Raw genomic sequence first — 14914 nt, 5'->3', positions numbered from 1 at the left:
CAGACGCCGGCTTCGAGTGCCGAAACAAAACAAAGACGCGACCGGTGAGTTCCGGTCGTGCCTTGCCTAGCTGATCTCGTCGGACCTGCAGTCCGCCCGAATTCAGGCTTCGGAAAAGTAACTCTGCAATGTGCGGACCTCAAGGTCCCCGCCCAGATAGGCCCGGACGCCCTGTGCAGCCGCCACGGCACCCGAAAGAGTGGTGTAATACGGTACTTTATGCAAGAGGGCAGCCCGCCGCAGCGAGCGGCTGTCGGCCAGGGCCTGCGGCCCGTCGGTGGTGTTCAGAACCAGCTGAATCTCGCCATTGGTGATGGCATCGACGATGTGCGGCCGGCCTTCCAGCACCTTGTTGATCTTCTCGGCGGGGACGCCGTTGTCGACCAGGAAGCGCTGGGTCCCTGACGTCGCGAGCACCTTGAAGCCGTTCGACGAGAGCAGCTTCACGGCATCGAGAATGCGCGTCTTGTCGCTTTCGCGCACGGACACGAACACAGTGCCACTGCGCGGCACGCGGGTGCCGCCGCCGAGCTGGCTCTTGGCGAAGGCGATTTCGAACGAGCGATCGATGCCCATCACTTCGCCGGTGGAGCGCATCTCCGGGCCGAGCACCGTATCGACGCCGGGGAAGCGCGCGAACGGGAAGACCGATTCCTTGACGCCGACATGGTCGAGCTTGCGCTTCTTCAGATTGAAGTCGGCGAGCTTCTCGCCGGCCATGATACGCGCGGCGATCTTGGCCACCGGCATGCCCATCACCTTGGCAACGAAAGGCACGGTGCGCGACGCGCGCGGATTGACTTCGAGCACGTAGATGTCGCGATCCTTGACCGCGAACTGCACGTTCATCAGTCCGACCACGTCGAGGCCGAGCGCCATGTCGCGGGTCTGGCGTTCGAGCTCGGCGATCATGTCGTCGTCGAGCGAATGCGGCGGCAGCGAGCAGGCCGAGTCGCCGGAGTGAATGCCAGCTTCCTCGATATGCTCCATGATGCCAACGATGAAGGTGTCCTTGCCATCGCACAGGCAGTCGACGTCGACTTCGATGGCATCCGACAGGTAGCGATCGAACAGCAGCGGATTGGTGCCGAGCACCGTATTGATCTGGCCGGTCTTGTCGTTCGGATAGCGCGCCTTGACGTCGCCGGGCACCAGCTCCGGCAGCGTGCCGAGCAGGTAATCGCCGAGCTGGCTTTCCTCGCGAATGATCTGCATCGCGCGGCCACCGAGCACGTAGGACGGACGCACCACCAGCGGCAGGCCGAGATCGGCTGCGACGAGGCGGGCCTGTTCGACCGAATAGGCGATGCCGTTCTTCGGCTGCTTCAGCTTGAGCTTGTCGAGGATACGCTTGAAGCGATCGCGATCTTCGGCAAGATCGATGGCATCCGGCGAGGTCCCGAGGATCGGCACGTCGGCGGCTTCCAGCGCGCGCGCGAGCTTCAGCGGTGTCTGGCCGCCGAACTGCACGATCACGCCATGCAGCGTGCCGTTCTGACGTTCGGTGTCGATGATCTCGAGCACGTCTTCGGCAGTCAGCGGTTCGAAATACAGGCGATCCGCCGTGTCGTAGTCGGTCGACACGGTTTCCGGATTGCAGTTGACCATGATGGTCTCGTAACCAGCGTCGGCGAGCGCGAAGCAGGCGTGACAGCAGCAATAGTCGAACTCGATGCCCTGGCCGATACGGTTCGGGCCGCCGCCAAGAATGATGACCTTGTTCTTGTCCGACGGCTGACTCTCGTCGGCGAAGCTGCCGGCGAAGGACGACTCATAGGTCGAATACATGTAAGCGGTCGGCGAGGCGAATTCGGCGGCGCAGGTGTCGATGCGCTTGAACACCGGGCGCACATCGAGCGAGCGGCGCAGTGCCTTGACGTCGGCCTCGGTCTTGCCGGCGAGCACGGCGAGGCGCGCGTCGGAGAAGCCCATGGCCTTCAGCGTCCGCATGCCGAAGGCGTTGGCGGGCAGGCCATTGGCTTTCACCTTGGCTTCCATTTCGACAATGCCGCGCATCTCGGCGAGGAACCACGGATCGATCTTGCAGGAGTTGAAGATTTCCTCGTCGGTCCAGCCCAGACGCATGGCCTGGCCAACCTGCAACAGACGGTCCGGCGTCGGCGTGCCGAGTGCAGCGCGGATGGCGTTCTTGTCGTCGCCGCGGCCGAGATCCTCGATCTCGATTTCGTCGAGGCCGGTCAGGCCGGTTTCAAGTCCGCGCAGCGCCTTCTGCAAGCTCTCCTGGAATGTGCGGCCGATGGCCATCACTTCGCCGACCGACTTCATCGACGTTGTCAGCGTGCGCGAGGCGCCCGGGAATTTCTCGAAAGCAAATCGCGGAATCTTGGTGACGACATAGTCGATGGTCGGCTCGAATGACGCAGGCGTTGCGCCACCGGTGATGTCATTGGCGATTTCATCGAGCGTGTAACCGACGGCAAGCTTTGCCGCGACCTTGGCGATCGGGAAGCCGGTGGCCTTCGACGCCAGCGCCGAGGAGCGCGACACGCGTGGATTCATTTCGATCACGACCATGCGGCCGTCGGCGGGATTGACGCCGAACTGCACGTTGGAGCCGCCGGTCTCGACGCCGATCTCGCGCAGCACCGCCAGCGAGGCGTCGCGCATGATCTGATATTCTTTATCGGTCAACGTCAGCGCCGGCGCGACGGTGATGGAGTCGCCGGTATGCACGCCCATCGGATCGAGATTCTCGATCGAGCAGATGATGATGCAGTTGTCCTTTTTGTCGCGGACGACTTCCATCTCGTACTCTTTCCAGCCGAGCACTGACTCTTCGATCAGCACTTCGTTGGTCGGAGACGCGTCGAGGCCGCGCTCGATGATGTCGAGGAATTCTTCGCGGTTATAGGCAATGCCGCCGCCGGTGCCGCCCATGGTGAAGGACGGGCGGATGATCGCGGGCAAACCAATTTCGGACAGGGCCATCAGCGCCTGGCCGAGGGCATGCTCCTGATAGCGCTTGCGGCGGTCGCCTTCATGCAGCACCCACTGCCGCTCGTGCTCGGCCAGCGCGTCGCCCGTCAGCTTGGCTTTTTCGGCCTGATGCTGCTCGCGATACTGCTTCTTCAGCGCGGATGCGTTGGCGAGCCGCGACTTCGGTGTCTCCAGGCCGATTTTCGTCATCGCCTCGCGAAACAGCTGGCGGTCTTCCGCCTTGTCGATGGCCTCGGCGGTGGCGCCGATCATCTCGACGTCAAACTTCTCCAGCGTGCCCTGCTGGCGCAGCGACAGCGCGCAGTTCAGCGCGGTCTGGCCGCCCATGGTCGGCAGCAGCGCAAAACCCTTGGAGCGGTCGCCGCGCTCCTTTTCGATGATCTTGGCGACGATCTCGGGTGTGATCGGCTCGATATAGGTCGCGTCCGCCAATTCCGGATCCGTCATGATGGTGGCCGGATTGGAATTGACCAGAACGATCCGGTAGCCCTCTTCCTTGAGCGTCTTGACGGCTTGGGTGCCCGAATAGTCGAACTCGCAGGCCTGGCCGATCACGATAGGACCGGCGCCGATGATCAGGATGGTGGATATGTCGGTGCGTTTTGGCATTTAAACTCGCGGTGGTGACAAATCGGCACAAAAAAAGGGCGCGCATACGCGCGTCCCTCGGGCCCGGGCGCCAAACCAGCCATTGACCCCTCAGGGAGCCATAGGCCGATCCTCGCGCGCGGCTGTCTTTAGACCACTATAACGGGGCGGGGAAGGCTTTTGAAGGTGCCATCAACCGGCAATTTGGGCCGGTTTCGGGCGCTTCAGAAGGTGTCCGGCGAGGACGAGCGCAAGGGCTGCCGCCTCGGCGCAGCCGCCGATCCAGCCGAGGTGGTTGGAGCTCAATGTCGACAGCACCACGCCGCCCAACGCGCTGCCGCCGGCAAAGCCGATATACATGGCCGAGGCGTTCAGCGAGAGCGCGATGACCGAGGCTTCCGGCGTGATGCGCACGAGATGCGCGACCTGTCCGGGATAGAACATCCAGCCGGCAATGCCCTGGGTAAAAATGAAGACCAGAAACAGCACACCCGCAGTGGCGGGCGGTGCGAATGTCAGGGCCGCCGATTGCAGCGTCAGTGACAGCATCATGCCGATCAGGCCCAGCGTTGAGGTCCGGAGCGGTCCGATACGGTCGGACATCGCGCCGCCCAGGGTGTTTCCGATGGCCGCGGCGACGCCAAAGACCAGCAGTGCCAGGCTGATTCCGTTGGCGTCAAAGCCGAGCCGATGCAGCGGCACAGCCAGATAGGTGAATGAGGTAAAGCCCCCGAGGCCCCACATGCAGGTCACGGCAAGGGTTTTCAGCACTTCGGGATGGCGCGCGACGGCAAGCCTCTGACCGAGTGTGGCAGCAGTGCGTGGCAAACCGCGGGGCAGTCCCAGCAGCAGCCCGGCCAATGCGACGGCGCCGAGCGCTGCGACCATCACGAATGTCGACCGCCAGCCGAAATGACTGCCGACCCAGGTTCCGAGCGGCACGCCCAGAACCGTCGCCACCGTCAGGCCGGAGATCACCAGCGACGCGGCGCGGCCACGGCGTTCCGGTGCAGCGATCGCGATTGCGACGGCCATGGCGGTCGGCATGCACAGTCCGGCGCCGACAGCCATCAGCATGCGCGATAGCAGGAGAATGCCGAATGTGGTCGCAACGGCCGCCAAAAGATTTCCGACGATGAAGCAGACCAGCGCCAGCGAGACGACGGTGCGGCGGTCAAAATTGCTGAACAGCACAGCCAGGATCGGCGAGCCGATGGCATAGGTGATGGCGTAAACGGTGACCAATTGTCCCGTGGCTGCCAACGTGACATTCAGGTCCGCTGCCATGATTGGAAGAAGACCAGCAATTACAAATGCTTCGGTCCCAATCGCAAATGCCGCCAGGGCCAGCCAGAAGACGCTCATCGCCAAATCCTTAGTTCAATCTTCGTTGAACTATTGATGCGGCAATGCAAAATGTCAAATGGTTCAAGAAATATTGAACATTGCGGCAGCCGGCCGGAATCAGTATTGAGGAGTCATGAGCCGCATTCTCCCGCATCCGACGCGCGAACAGATCGAATTGCCTGGCGTGATGGATTGCCTGAGCGATCCGATTCGGCTGGCGATCGTCTACAATCTGGCCAAACGCGAGAAAGAGGTCGGAGAATTGCGCTGCGGCGATTTTTACGGCCTCAGCGGCAAGTCCAATCTCGCCTATCATTTTACGAAACTGCGCGAGGCCGGCCTGATGGAAACGCGCGCGGTGGGGACGGCGAGGTTGATGAAACTGCGCCGCGAAGATCTCGAGAGCAGGTTTCCGGGTTTGCTGGATGCGGTGCTCGCATCGGCCGAGCGCGATGCCGAGCGCCTGCAGCTTCCGGTGCTGGAATTCACCGAAGCCTGACAGCGCCGACCCACTGGTAAATGTCTGAAAGGTTGGAGGCCCAGCCTGGACTTGAACCAGGATAAAGAGCGATGCATCGCCCCCGCGTAGACATTTCCGCCACCGGGCCGAGCACAATGTTACCGATCACGGGGTAGCGATCCACCTCAAGTTTTGTAAACCGTCTGTTAACCTTAATCGTCCGTTTGCCCCAGCCGATACCTCAGAATGCGTGATGGGCGACAAAGGTCATGCGCGAGGAATTGTGGCCGATATTGACCGGCGCCCGCGAAGCCCGGAAACCGGCCGCGGTCAGCTTGGCCAGCATCTCGGCCTCGCTGTAGCGCTGCAGGCCAACCTTGGTGCGCAGCTGGCGGTAGTCCGAGAGGGCCGTGCGAACAAGCCCAATGAACGCATCCCACAGAAAGCCGTGTTCCCGGGCGAGCTTCAGCAACGCCATGACGTCGGTCGCCATGCCGACATCGGGCTGCAGGATGTCGCCGACCACCAGCTTGCCGCCAGGCGCCAGGAGCCGCTTGATGATTGCAAAGGCATCGTCGAGTTCGGGGCCTGTCATGTACTGAGCCACCGAATTCATGACGGCCAGGTCGATCGATTGCGCCGTCATGTTGCGCAACTCTTCCAGCGACCGGACCCGGATTTTGGTGTTGGGCGCGAAGCGGGCGACCAGCCGGCCGCGAACGCCGGGCGCGGGCTCTGCCAGGATCAGCTTGCTGCAGGCATTGGCCACTTTGGCGGCCGAGAGTGCTTCGCCGCAGGCATAGTCGAGCACGACGGCATCCTGAGAGGCGATATAGCCAATGATATCGCGGGCGATGACCTCGAAATGCACGTCACGATGCAGCTTGCTCGCATAAATCGTATGCGTGGAATCGTAATAATCGATCCAATCTTCCATCGTCTGCCCGACCCGATTGTTGTTCCCGTGTCGGGAACCCCTATATTTGTGATGCGTTGAAACGGTCTAGAGCGTTTTCAAGCGCGTGGGAAACCGCCTTTCCTTCAAGAACCGCAGTTTTCGGAAATTTGCAGTGCTTTCCGTCAAGACCACTCCGATTTTTCCTGAAATCTTCCGCCCTGACGACAACCCTCCAGCCATCAAATCATCCGACACGGGAAGGTAAGTAACGTGAGCACCAAGACATCGAAAATCGCTGCCGAAATGAATACCCCGACTGACCTCTCAGCCGACGCCGTGGAGAAGGTGGCCAAGGCGCTGAACGGGTTGCTCGCCGACGCTTTCGCGCTTTACCTGAAGACCAAGAATTTTCACTGGCATCTCAGCGGGCGCCATTTCCGCGACTATCACCTGATGCTCGACGAGCAGTCCGACCAGATTTTTGCGACGACAGACCCGTTGGCGGAACGCGTGCGCAAGATCGGAGGTCGCACGCTGCGTTCGATCGGCGAAGTCGCCAAGCTGCAGACCATCAAGGACAATGACGAGGCCTATGTGCCGCCGGTGGAGATGCTGCGCGAGCTGATGAACGACAACAAGAAGATGGCAGCGGCGATGCGCAAGGCCCACGAGGTCTGCGACGACGCCAAGGACATCGCCAGTGCCAGCCTGCTTGAAAACTACATCGACGACACCGAGCGCCGCACCTGGTTCCTGTTCGAGGCGTCGCAGCAGGAAGGCGGCAACGAGGCGTAAGCTTCGTTCCCGATTGAATATGTCAAAGCGCCCGCTTCACAGCGGGCGTTTTCATGTGGAGATGCCGTTGTTCGGCACCAGGCGCAGGGTCGCGGTTATTCAGGCTGAATGCCGAGTTCTTGAATCGTCTTGCCTGTGGCGACAAGCTCGGCGTCGAAAAAGCGCTTCGCGCCCGCAGGCGTCACCACGTCACCGGAGGCTACATCGAAGCCGAGCACGGGCGCGCGCTCCTGCACGTCCGGCGATTTCAGTGCCTGCGCAATCTCGGCACTGAGTTTGTCGACGATCTCGGCAGGTGTCCCGGTCGGGGCCATCATCATGAACCAGCCTTGCAGATCCGCGCCCTTCAACGTCTCGGCGATCGCGGGCACATCCGGCAATGAATCGACGCGCTTGTTGCCGGCAATGGCGAGTGCCCGCAGCGTACCGGCCTTGATGAAGGACTCAGCCACCGATGCGGACTGGATCGTCACCTGGGTGCGTCCGGTCAGGCTGTCCTGGATCGCGTTGGTGATGGTGTTGTAGGGGACCAGGACGAAACTGGTGCCCGCCTGCTTGTTGATAGTCTGTGCGATCAGGCCGGAAATGTTGCGCGCGCCGTCGACCGCCATGCTCAGGGAACCGGGGGCGGATTTTTCGAGCGCGATCAATTCTGCAAGCGTCTTTGCTTTCACTTCGGGATTGACGAGCAGCACGTGGTTGCTCCGCGCCACCATCGCCACCGGCACGAAATCCTTCACGGGATCGTAGGGCAGTTTCTTGAACGTATAGGGATTGGTGACCAGCGCCGCCGACGTCGCGAACAGGAAGGTGTAGCCGTCGGGGGCGGCGCGCGCGACCGTCTGTGCGCCGACGAGGTTCGCGGCGCCCGGGCGGTTCTCAACGATGAATTGTTGTCCGAGTGCGCGGGACAGTTTTTCGGCGACGATGCGGCACAACACGTCCGGGCTGTTGCCCGCCGCCTGCGGCACCACGATGGTCACCGGCTTTTGCGGCCACGATTGCGCATAGGCGGGCAGCGAGAGGCAAAGAATGCTGCCGGTCAACAAGATACGACGGGACAATGTGAGCATGGACTTCCTCCTGAAATGGATGGCCTGCGATTTCTGATCGCTTATTGAGGCGCGCTTTCGAACGAGCGGGTCTTTGTCGTGAGAAGCAGCCCGCGGTGCTGGCGGTGCGGGCTGCCGCTTGCATCAGGCCTCGTCGGCCACGCCGTTGCGCAGCACGCCGAGCCGATCGATCTCGACTTCGACGATATCGCCCGGCTTGAGCCAGAGCGGAGGCGTGCGCTTGGCGCCAACGCCGCCCGGCGTGCCGGTGGCGATCACGTCGCCCGGCTCAAGGCGGGTGAAGGACGAGCAGTATTCAATCTGACGCGGGATATCGAAGATCATCTGATCGATGGTGGCGTCCTGCACGACCTGGCCATTGACGCGGGTCTGCAGCCGCAGCGGCGCAACATCGCCGAGTTCGTCCGGCGTCATCATCCAGGGGCCGAAGCCGCCGGTCTCCGGAAAATTCTTGCCGGGCGTGAACTGATGGGTGTGACGCTGGAAATCGCGCACGCTGCCTTCGTTGTAGCAGGCATAGCCGGCGATATGGCTCCATGCATCTGCCTGCGAAATATATCGTCCGGGCTTGCCGATGATGATGGCGAGTTCGCCTTCGAAGTCGAGGTGGGTCGAGACCTTCGGCCGGATGATATTGGTGAGATGGCCGGTCTGGCTGTTGGCGAAGCGGCCAAACACCGTGGGATTGTCGACCTCGGCGCGTCCGGTTTCCTTGCGGTGCATCTCGTAGTTCAGGCCGATGCAGAGAATCTTGTCCGGATTCGGAATCACCGGCAGCCAGGTGATGTCAGCGGTCGGGACGCGCTTGGCCTTCCCGGAAGCTTCGCGCACCACGGACAGCGCGTCGGCTGCGATGACGGATTTAAGGTCAGGGAAGCGATCGCCAAGCAGTGCGCCCACATCGAGCGCATCATCGCCCTCGATCACGCCCCAGGTGGGTTTTCCGCCGATCTGAAAACTTGCCAATTTCATCGTGATGTCCTCGTTCTGGAAGCTGCATGTCCGTGGGGAATGGTGGTGTGGCGACGCTGTGCGGCCGGCGTGATCATCGGAGCCGCTCAGCAAGATCGGTGAGTAGCGCGTCGAGCGCGCTGGTCTCGCTGGCGACGCCGAAGACGTAGTGGTCGGGCCGCACGATTGCGGCGCGACAGTCGTGACGGTCGAACCATGCGGCGAGAACGCCGTCCTCTTCAGTAAGTACGTCATCGGCGGCGGGGCCGATACGAATTGGCCTGATGTCCAGCCGAGTCATGATCGCTTGCAGATCGGGACTGAGCTCCAGTTCGTTGCGCATATCGAGCACAAGCCGCCATTCGGTGCCGGCGACGCTATCGAGACGGCGCCGTCCTTCTGCAGTCCTGATCCAAGGCTGGGGGAACAGCGTGCCGTGTGCCGTGTGGAGGGGAAATGCCAGCAGTCCCGTCTGCAATGGCGGCACGATTTCCTGACGGGTGATGGTGCGGGGTTGGCCGCCACCCTCCGCAAGAATGCGCTCGTCGCGTGCTGCTGCGGCGTCGGGATCGCGTTCGCAGATCACATGGCCGATGGCCTTGATGCGGGAAGTGAGCTGGCGCACATGCTCGCCGCGCTCCTCGCCGTAGCTGTCGAGCAATTTTGCATTGGATTGTCCGCGGAGTACGCGGTCGAGCTTCCAGATCAGATTGCCGACATCGCGGATGCCCTGGCACATACCCTGGCCGATGAACGGCGGCTGCTGATGCGCGGCATCGCCGGCGAGGAAGATGCGGCCAAGCCGCCATTCTTGCGCGACGAGCGCATGAAACCGGTAGCTCGCAGCACGCCACAGCGTGGCATCATCAGGCGTAATCCAGTGCGCGAGCAATCGCCAGACCTGCGCGGCCGTTTCCATCTCGCGCGGATCTTCGCCGGGCAGCAGCATGATTTCGAAGCGGCGATGATTGCCGGGGCCGATGATGAAGGTCGTGGGCCGCGACGGATCGCAGAATTGCGCTGCGGTCTGCGGCAGCTTGCTGAGGGAGGCGTCGTTGACCTGAAGATCGACGACAAGCCAGGGCTCATCGAAGACGAGATCCTCGAATGCGATGCCAAGCTGTTGCCGGGTGCTGCTGGAGGCGCCGTCGCAGGCGATGACGTAGTCGGCGGTGACATCGCGCGTCGTACCGCGATCGTCGCGCAAATGCAGTGTCACTCGATCGGTCGATTGCGTGAAGCCGAGCAGTTCGGTGCCCAGCTCGACCTCGACGCTGTCATAGGCCGCAGCATGTTCGCGCAAGGCAGCTTCGACCGGCGGCTGCGTGAACACCATGCTGGGCGTGTAGCCGAGCGGATAGGGCTCCGCGACCATGTCGATGCGGCGGATCAACTGCCCTTTGGCGCCGAAATGCTGGGAAGCGGGGAACGGAGCAACGTAAGGCAGCACGCGCTCGGCAACGCCGATATTGTCGAGCAGGCGCAGGATCTCGTGATCGATCGCGATCGCACGCGGCTTGTCATAGACCTCTAGCTGACGGTCGATGGCCAGCGTGCGGATGCCACGGTCGCCAAGGAGGCTGGCCGCGATGGCGCCTGACGGACCATGACCGACCACGACGACCTGAAAATCATTCCGTGTCTGCTCGGATGAAACCGTCACGCGGCACTCCCGTCGGCGTAGCCAATGGCGGTCTGTGCCGCCTTGACGTGATCGGCCTTGGGCGGTGCGATACCCCAGTGATCGGTGCGGCCGGGTGGCCAGACCCATTCCGCCGGGCCGCGCACGACATAGCTGTCATCGACCTGCAGAACTTCGGCGGTGTATTCGATGACGATCCCGACCGGATCGATGAAATAGGCAAACACATTGTCGCCGGGGCCGTGACGGCCGACGCCCCAGGCAATGGGAAAGCCGGCGTCGATCATGCGGCCCGAGCCGCGCATCACGGCTTCGAGATCCGGCATCAGGAAGGCGACGTGATTGAGCCCGTTCACGGCAGCGTCGGCGATGACGATGGCGTGGTGGTCGCTGTTGCAGCGAACGAAGGCCATGATCTTCGAGCGGTCGGTGAGCCGGAAGTCGAGCGCCTGTTCGTAGAACGCGGCGAGATCATCGACAGCGGTGCTGTTGATGTTGACATGCGCGAGACGCGTTGGCCGGTTGGCCGATGACGGAGCTTCGGCATGTTGCAGGTCGCCATGAACGAAGCGAAGCACGCCGCCACCGGGCGCGCGAATGCTCATGATCGTTCCGCCATCGGGCCCCGGATTCGGAGCCGGGCCTGAGAGCAGCGTGGCCCCGTGTTTCACGGATGCTGCGGCGATCGTTTCGAATTCCGCATCCGAATGCAGCCGGAACGTGATGGCCCTCAGCGCGGGGCGATCGCCCTGCTGCAAGGCGACGACATGGTGATCGGTGCCGCTGGCCCGCAAGTAAGTGACGCCTTCGTGGCGCGTCACGAGGTCGAGTCCCCACACAGATGTGTAGAACTGCTCGGATCGCTGCAGGTCGGGCGTGTCGAGATCGACGCTGCGCAGGGCGGAGATCGGGAAATGGGTCATTGCGAAGCCTGCTCGTCAAGACCGAGGCAACGTCTTGCATTGGCGTGAAGGACGAGATTGCGCGTGGCCTCGTCGCTGATGGCCGATGCGGCGCGCGTTGCCGGCGTGCGATCGTGAAATGCGAACGGGTAGTCTGTGCCGAGGATGATCTGCGTCGCGCCGAACTTGGCGATCAGGTGCAGCAGCGTGGGATCGTCATAGACCAGCGCATCGTAATAGAGGCGGCGTGCCTGCAGGGTCGGCGATTCCTGGATGCTCTCCTGCAGCACGGGGAACACCTGATAGCCCTCCTGAAGCCGCGGCAGCAGCGACGCGAGCGTGCCGCCGCCGTGGCTGAACGCCATGCGCAGGCGCGGGTGGCGCAGCAAGAGGTTCGAGGTGATGACGGATGCGGCAGCGAGGCCGACATCGGTCGGATAGGCCAGTACCTGCTGTAATTGCGCCGGGCCGACGAGGCGGTCCATGCCGCAGGGCCGCAAGGCGTGGACGAACACCGCCATGTCGAGCTTCTCGACCTCGGCGAAGAATCCGTCGAAGTCGGGAGACCCGATCGGCTTGCCGTTGATGTTGCTGCCGATCTCGATGCCCGCAAAGCCGAGTTCGTGTTTCAGCCGATGCAGCTCGGTGATGGCGCGGTCGATGTCCTGCAGCGGTACCGCGCCGAGGCCGACAAGCCGGCCACCGGAATGCATGACCATCTCGGCCATCTGGTCGTTGATGTAGCGGAGCAGGTCACCGGCCGGTTCGGGCTCCATCCAATAGGACAGCAGCTCCGGCATCGGCGAAATGGCCTGCACGCTGAGTCCCATCTCCGCCATATCAGCGACGCGCTTGGCGACATCCCAGCAGCGATCCGACACCGTGCGATAGACGCGGCCGGCCATCATCACATGCTTGTGGCAGGGTTTGGCATCCGCCATCGACGGCCAGTCGGCTGGCACTGCTGCGCCTATATAGGACGGGAAGGAGGCGGGTACGACATGCGCGTGGATATCGATCCCGCAGCTGCATGTGGAGATGGCGCTCATGGCTGTGACCGGGCCATGCGCGGCCGGACGGCTGCAAAAATTGCGGATGCCTCAGGCGCTTGCGGAGCCTTGCCAAACATTGTCGCGCCTCCCGGCCAGTCATCTCTCAGGACCTTGTGGAACTAATATCTATAGAAATCTTATCGTACAACAAAAATTTATAGATTTTTATGAAATCAGAAAAAGTGTATAGAAATCGCAGCCGACAGGCAGATGATTCCGGGATCTGGGAACGTGGACACAACATCACTTGAATTGGCTTCGCCGCCGCCGTCCTCGACCCAGGCCAGCACGGTCTATGACCGGTTGCGGGAGGACCTGCTGTCCGGGCGGCTCGAGCCGAGCCGGAAACTCCAGATGCGTTTCCTGACCGAGCTGTATCAGACCGGTCAGACGCCGCTCCGCGAGGCCCTCAATCGGCTGACCGCCGATGGTCTGGTCGAGTGCCGCGAGCAGCGCGGATTCTATGTCGCGGATATCAGCCGCAGCGAGCTGGCCGAACTGACCAAGACCCGGTGCTGGGTCGAGAGTCTGGCGCTGCGGGAATCCATGGCGGCCTCGACGCCGCAATGGGAGGAGCAGCTTCTGCTCGCGCAACATCGCCTCGGGCGAACCCCGCGCTCGCTCAATGCCGAACACTTCGAAGACAATCCGGAATGGGAACGGCTGCACCGCGTCTATCACCGCACCTTGATCGGGAATTGCGGTTCGCAGTCCCTGATCGCGTTCTGCGGACAACTCGCCGACCAGCTCTACCGCTATCGGCGCCTGTCGATCCGCAAGGCCTTCCCGTCACGCCATGTGACGGACGAGCATCAGGCGATCATGACTGCAGTTTTGAGCGGCGATGCGGACCACGCCGTGGATCTGCTCACCGCGCATTACAGGCAGACCGCTGAAGTCATTCTCCAGGACAAGCAGATCTTTTCTGAACTGCACGAGGGCGAAGACGCGGCATCGTAGCGGGCACGGACACAGGCCGAGCTAACACCTCTGCGGGCATGAAAAAGGCCTCGCGACGCATGCAAGGCCTTGGAAACATGTCTGCAAGATTTGGTGGGCAGAAAATTTGGTAGCGAGGAGTGGACTCGAACCACCGACCCCAGGATTATGATTCCCGTGCTCTAACCAACTGAGCTACCCCGCCACGGCATCCGGAGGGGACAAATTGTCCCCCGGCGAATGCGCGGCATATAAGAAGTCGAGGGACTCGATGTCAAGCAAAGTAGCGCCTGAAATCGGTGCCTGAATAGATGTTCCCGCAACCCGGCCGCCGATTTGGAGATCGGGCAGCTATCGCCGCCCGATCAGGCACTTATGGCCACGTCTAGCCGCCGTCGAAGGCCTTTTTCAGGGCGGCCAGATCGAGCTTGACCATGCCCATCATGGCCGTCATGGCACGCTTGGCGCCCTCGCCATTCTCGCTGGCGAGCATTTCAGTAAAGCCGTTCGGCACGATCTGCCAGGGCACGCCCCAGCGGTCGTTGATCCAGCCGCAGGCATTTGCCTTGCCGCCATTTGTCAAAATGGCGTCCCACACACGATCGACTTCGGCCTGGTCTTCGCAATGGATGGTGAAGGACACGGCCGTGCTGAATGTGGCGGGGCTGCCGCCATTGAGGCCAATGAAGCTTTGGCCGGCCAGCGTGAAGCCGACCACCAGCACGTTGCCTGCTTTGCCGCCGGGATAATCGATCGGGGCGCGCTGCACGCGATCGATGGAGGAATTGGGCACCAGCGAGCAGTAGAACCTGGCGGCTTCCTCGGCCTCGGTCTCGTACCAGATGCAGGGTGAGATCTTTGACATCGCTGCTATCCCTCTCTCGATCAGGCCTGAGCCATCGCAGATTGCGCGGCGGCCATGTCCATCCACATCACTTCCCAGATGTGACCGTCGGGATCCTCGTAGCTGCGGCCATACATGAAGCCGAAATCCTGCGTGGGTGTCGGATCGGCGCTGCCGCCCGCACCCACGGCCTTCTTCACGAGACCATCGACTTCGTCGCGGCTGTCGGCGGAGACGCAGATCAGAACTTCGCTCGACGTCTTCGCGTCGACGATCTTCTTCGAGGTGAACTGACGATACTTGTCATGGGTCAGCAGCATCGCGTGGATGGTGTCGGAGAACACCATGCAGGCGGCGGTGTCGTCGGAGAATTGCGGGTTTTTGGTCGCGCCGACCGCTTCATAGAAGGCGACCGCGCGGGGCAGGTCGGTGACGGGCAGGTTGACGAAGATCATTTTGCTCATC

The 14914-nt window shown here is 62.2% G+C and carries 13 protein-coding genes and 1 tRNA gene; 3 read left to right on the top strand and 11 right to left on the bottom strand.

Features of this window, described 5'->3' with window-relative positions; all coding sequences use genetic code 11:
- Window positions 1-102 precede the first annotated feature (102 nt).
- Both carB and BLW80_RS05400 read right to left on the bottom strand, forming a co-directional pair.
- Window positions 103-3567, bottom strand: a complete 3465-nt coding sequence (gene carB / locus BLW80_RS05405) for a carbamoyl-phosphate synthase large subunit (protein WP_093757104.1) — start codon at window positions 3565-3567, stop codon at window positions 103-105.
- Between the two features lie 171 nt (window positions 3568-3738).
- On the bottom strand, window positions 3739-4911 hold the full coding sequence (locus BLW80_RS05400; protein WP_093757103.1) for an MFS transporter: 1173 nt from the start codon (window positions 4909-4911) through the stop codon (window positions 3739-3741).
- 115 nt (window positions 4912-5026) lie between these two features.
- Here BLW80_RS05400 and BLW80_RS05395 point away from each other — a divergent pair, with 115 nt between their 5' ends.
- Window positions 5027-5392 carry an ArsR/SmtB family transcription factor gene (locus BLW80_RS05395; RefSeq protein ID WP_093757102.1) on the top strand — a complete coding sequence of 122 codons (366 nt, stop codon included), beginning with the start codon at window positions 5027-5029 and terminating at the stop codon, window positions 5390-5392.
- A gap of 202 nt (window positions 5393-5594) precedes the next feature.
- On the opposite strand, the gene BLW80_RS05390 is transcribed toward BLW80_RS05395, so the two are convergent.
- On the bottom strand, window positions 5595-6290 hold the full coding sequence (locus BLW80_RS05390) for a class I SAM-dependent methyltransferase (RefSeq protein WP_093757101.1): 696 nt from the start codon (window positions 6288-6290) through the stop codon (window positions 5595-5597).
- Window positions 6291-6554: 264 nt separating this feature from the next.
- Here BLW80_RS05390 and BLW80_RS05385 point away from each other — a divergent pair, with 264 nt between their 5' ends.
- The gene (locus BLW80_RS05385; protein ID WP_089266251.1) at window positions 6555-7046 is read left to right on the top strand and encodes a Dps family protein; all 492 of its coding nucleotides are present in this window, start codon (window positions 6555-6557) and stop codon (window positions 7044-7046) included.
- 95 nt (window positions 7047-7141) lie between these two features.
- Here the strand turns inward: BLW80_RS05385 and BLW80_RS05380 are convergent, their stop codons facing one another.
- The 5 genes from BLW80_RS05380 to BLW80_RS05360 form a co-directional block, all read right to left on the bottom strand.
- Complete coding sequence (locus BLW80_RS05380; RefSeq protein ID WP_093757100.1) at window positions 7142-8119, bottom strand: Bug family tripartite tricarboxylate transporter substrate binding protein; 978 nt, start codon at window positions 8117-8119, stop codon at window positions 7142-7144.
- Between the two features lie 123 nt (window positions 8120-8242).
- Entirely contained in the window at window positions 8243-9091 is an 849-nt protein-coding gene (locus tag BLW80_RS05375; protein WP_093757099.1) for a fumarylacetoacetate hydrolase family protein, read from the bottom strand.
- A gap of 73 nt (window positions 9092-9164) precedes the next feature.
- Window positions 9165-10733 carry a bifunctional 3-(3-hydroxy-phenyl)propionate/3-hydroxycinnamic acid hydroxylase MhpA gene (mhpA, locus tag BLW80_RS05370; protein WP_244527962.1) on the bottom strand — a complete coding sequence of 523 codons (1569 nt, stop codon included), beginning with the start codon at window positions 10731-10733 and terminating at the stop codon, window positions 9165-9167.
- Complete coding sequence (locus BLW80_RS05365) at window positions 10730-11635, bottom strand: VOC family protein (RefSeq protein ID WP_093757098.1); 906 nt, start codon at window positions 11633-11635, stop codon at window positions 10730-10732. Before BLW80_RS05365 ends, mhpA begins: the two co-directional genes overlap by 4 nt.
- Window positions 11632-12663, bottom strand: coding sequence for an amidohydrolase family protein (locus tag BLW80_RS05360; RefSeq protein ID WP_093757097.1), 1032 nt, complete (start codon window positions 12661-12663; stop codon window positions 11632-11634). The genes BLW80_RS05365 and BLW80_RS05360 overlap by 4 nt, the downstream gene beginning before the upstream one ends.
- Window positions 12664-12918: 255 nt before the next feature.
- On the opposite strand from BLW80_RS05360, the gene BLW80_RS05355 reads away from it, so the two are divergent.
- The gene (locus BLW80_RS05355; protein ID WP_244527961.1) at window positions 12919-13626 is read left to right on the top strand and encodes a GntR family transcriptional regulator; all 708 of its coding nucleotides are present in this window, start codon (window positions 12919-12921) and stop codon (window positions 13624-13626) included.
- A gap of 107 nt (window positions 13627-13733) precedes the next feature.
- On the opposite strand, the gene BLW80_RS05350 is transcribed toward BLW80_RS05355, so the two are convergent.
- The 3 genes from BLW80_RS05350 to BLW80_RS05340 all read right to left on the bottom strand — a co-directional run bounded on the left by BLW80_RS05350 (window position 13734) and on the right by BLW80_RS05340 (window position 14913).
- A tRNA-Met gene (locus tag BLW80_RS05350) sits at window positions 13734-13810 on the bottom strand.
- A 180-nt stretch (window positions 13811-13990) separates the two neighbouring features.
- Window positions 13991-14470 (bottom strand): VOC family protein, encoded by a 480-nt coding sequence (locus BLW80_RS05345; RefSeq protein WP_089265928.1) that lies wholly within the window; start codon window positions 14468-14470, stop codon window positions 13991-13993.
- A 20-nt stretch (window positions 14471-14490) separates the two neighbouring features.
- Window positions 14491-14913 (bottom strand): VOC family protein, encoded by a 423-nt coding sequence (locus BLW80_RS05340; RefSeq protein ID WP_093757095.1) that lies wholly within the window; start codon window positions 14911-14913, stop codon window positions 14491-14493.
- Window position 14914: the final 1 nt, after the last annotated feature.

The sequence above is a fragment of the Tardiphaga sp. OK245 genome (genome assembly GCF_900108575.1).
Taxonomy (GTDB): domain Bacteria; phylum Pseudomonadota; class Alphaproteobacteria; order Rhizobiales; family Xanthobacteraceae; genus Tardiphaga; species Tardiphaga robiniae.
The sequence above is the reverse complement of the archived record's forward strand: the minus strand, read 5'-3'. Positions and strand labels throughout refer to the sequence as shown.

Coding starts and splice junctions, on each gene's coding strand:
- BLW80_RS05390 (WP_093757101.1), bottom strand. CDS start 6,290: ATGGAAGATTGGATCGATTATTACGATTCCACGCATACGATTTATGCG.
- BLW80_RS05360 (WP_093757097.1), bottom strand. CDS start 12,663: ATGAGCGCCATCTCCACATGCAGCTGCGGGATCGATATCCACGCGCAT.
- carB (WP_093757104.1), bottom strand. CDS start 3,567: ATGCCAAAACGCACCGACATATCCACCATCCTGATCATCGGCGCCGGT.
- BLW80_RS05385 (WP_089266251.1), top strand. CDS start 6,555: ATGAATACCCCGACTGACCTCTCAGCCGACGCCGTGGAGAAGGTGGCC.
- BLW80_RS05340 (WP_093757095.1), bottom strand. CDS start 14,913: ATGAGCAAAATGATCTTCGTCAACCTGCCCGTCACCGACCTGCCCCGC.
- BLW80_RS05375 (WP_093757099.1), bottom strand. CDS start 9,091: ATGAAATTGGCAAGTTTTCAGATCGGCGGAAAACCCACCTGGGGCGTG.
- BLW80_RS05380 (WP_093757100.1), bottom strand. CDS start 8,119: ATGCTCACATTGTCCCGTCGTATCTTGTTGACCGGCAGCATTCTTTGC.
- BLW80_RS05395 (WP_093757102.1), top strand. CDS start 5,027: ATGAGCCGCATTCTCCCGCATCCGACGCGCGAACAGATCGAATTGCCT.
- BLW80_RS05365 (WP_093757098.1), bottom strand. CDS start 11,635: ATGACCCATTTCCCGATCTCCGCCCTGCGCAGCGTCGATCTCGACACG.
- BLW80_RS05400 (WP_093757103.1), bottom strand. CDS start 4,911: ATGAGCGTCTTCTGGCTGGCCCTGGCGGCATTTGCGATTGGGACCGAA.
- BLW80_RS05345 (WP_089265928.1), bottom strand. CDS start 14,470: ATGTCAAAGATCTCACCCTGCATCTGGTACGAGACCGAGGCCGAGGAA.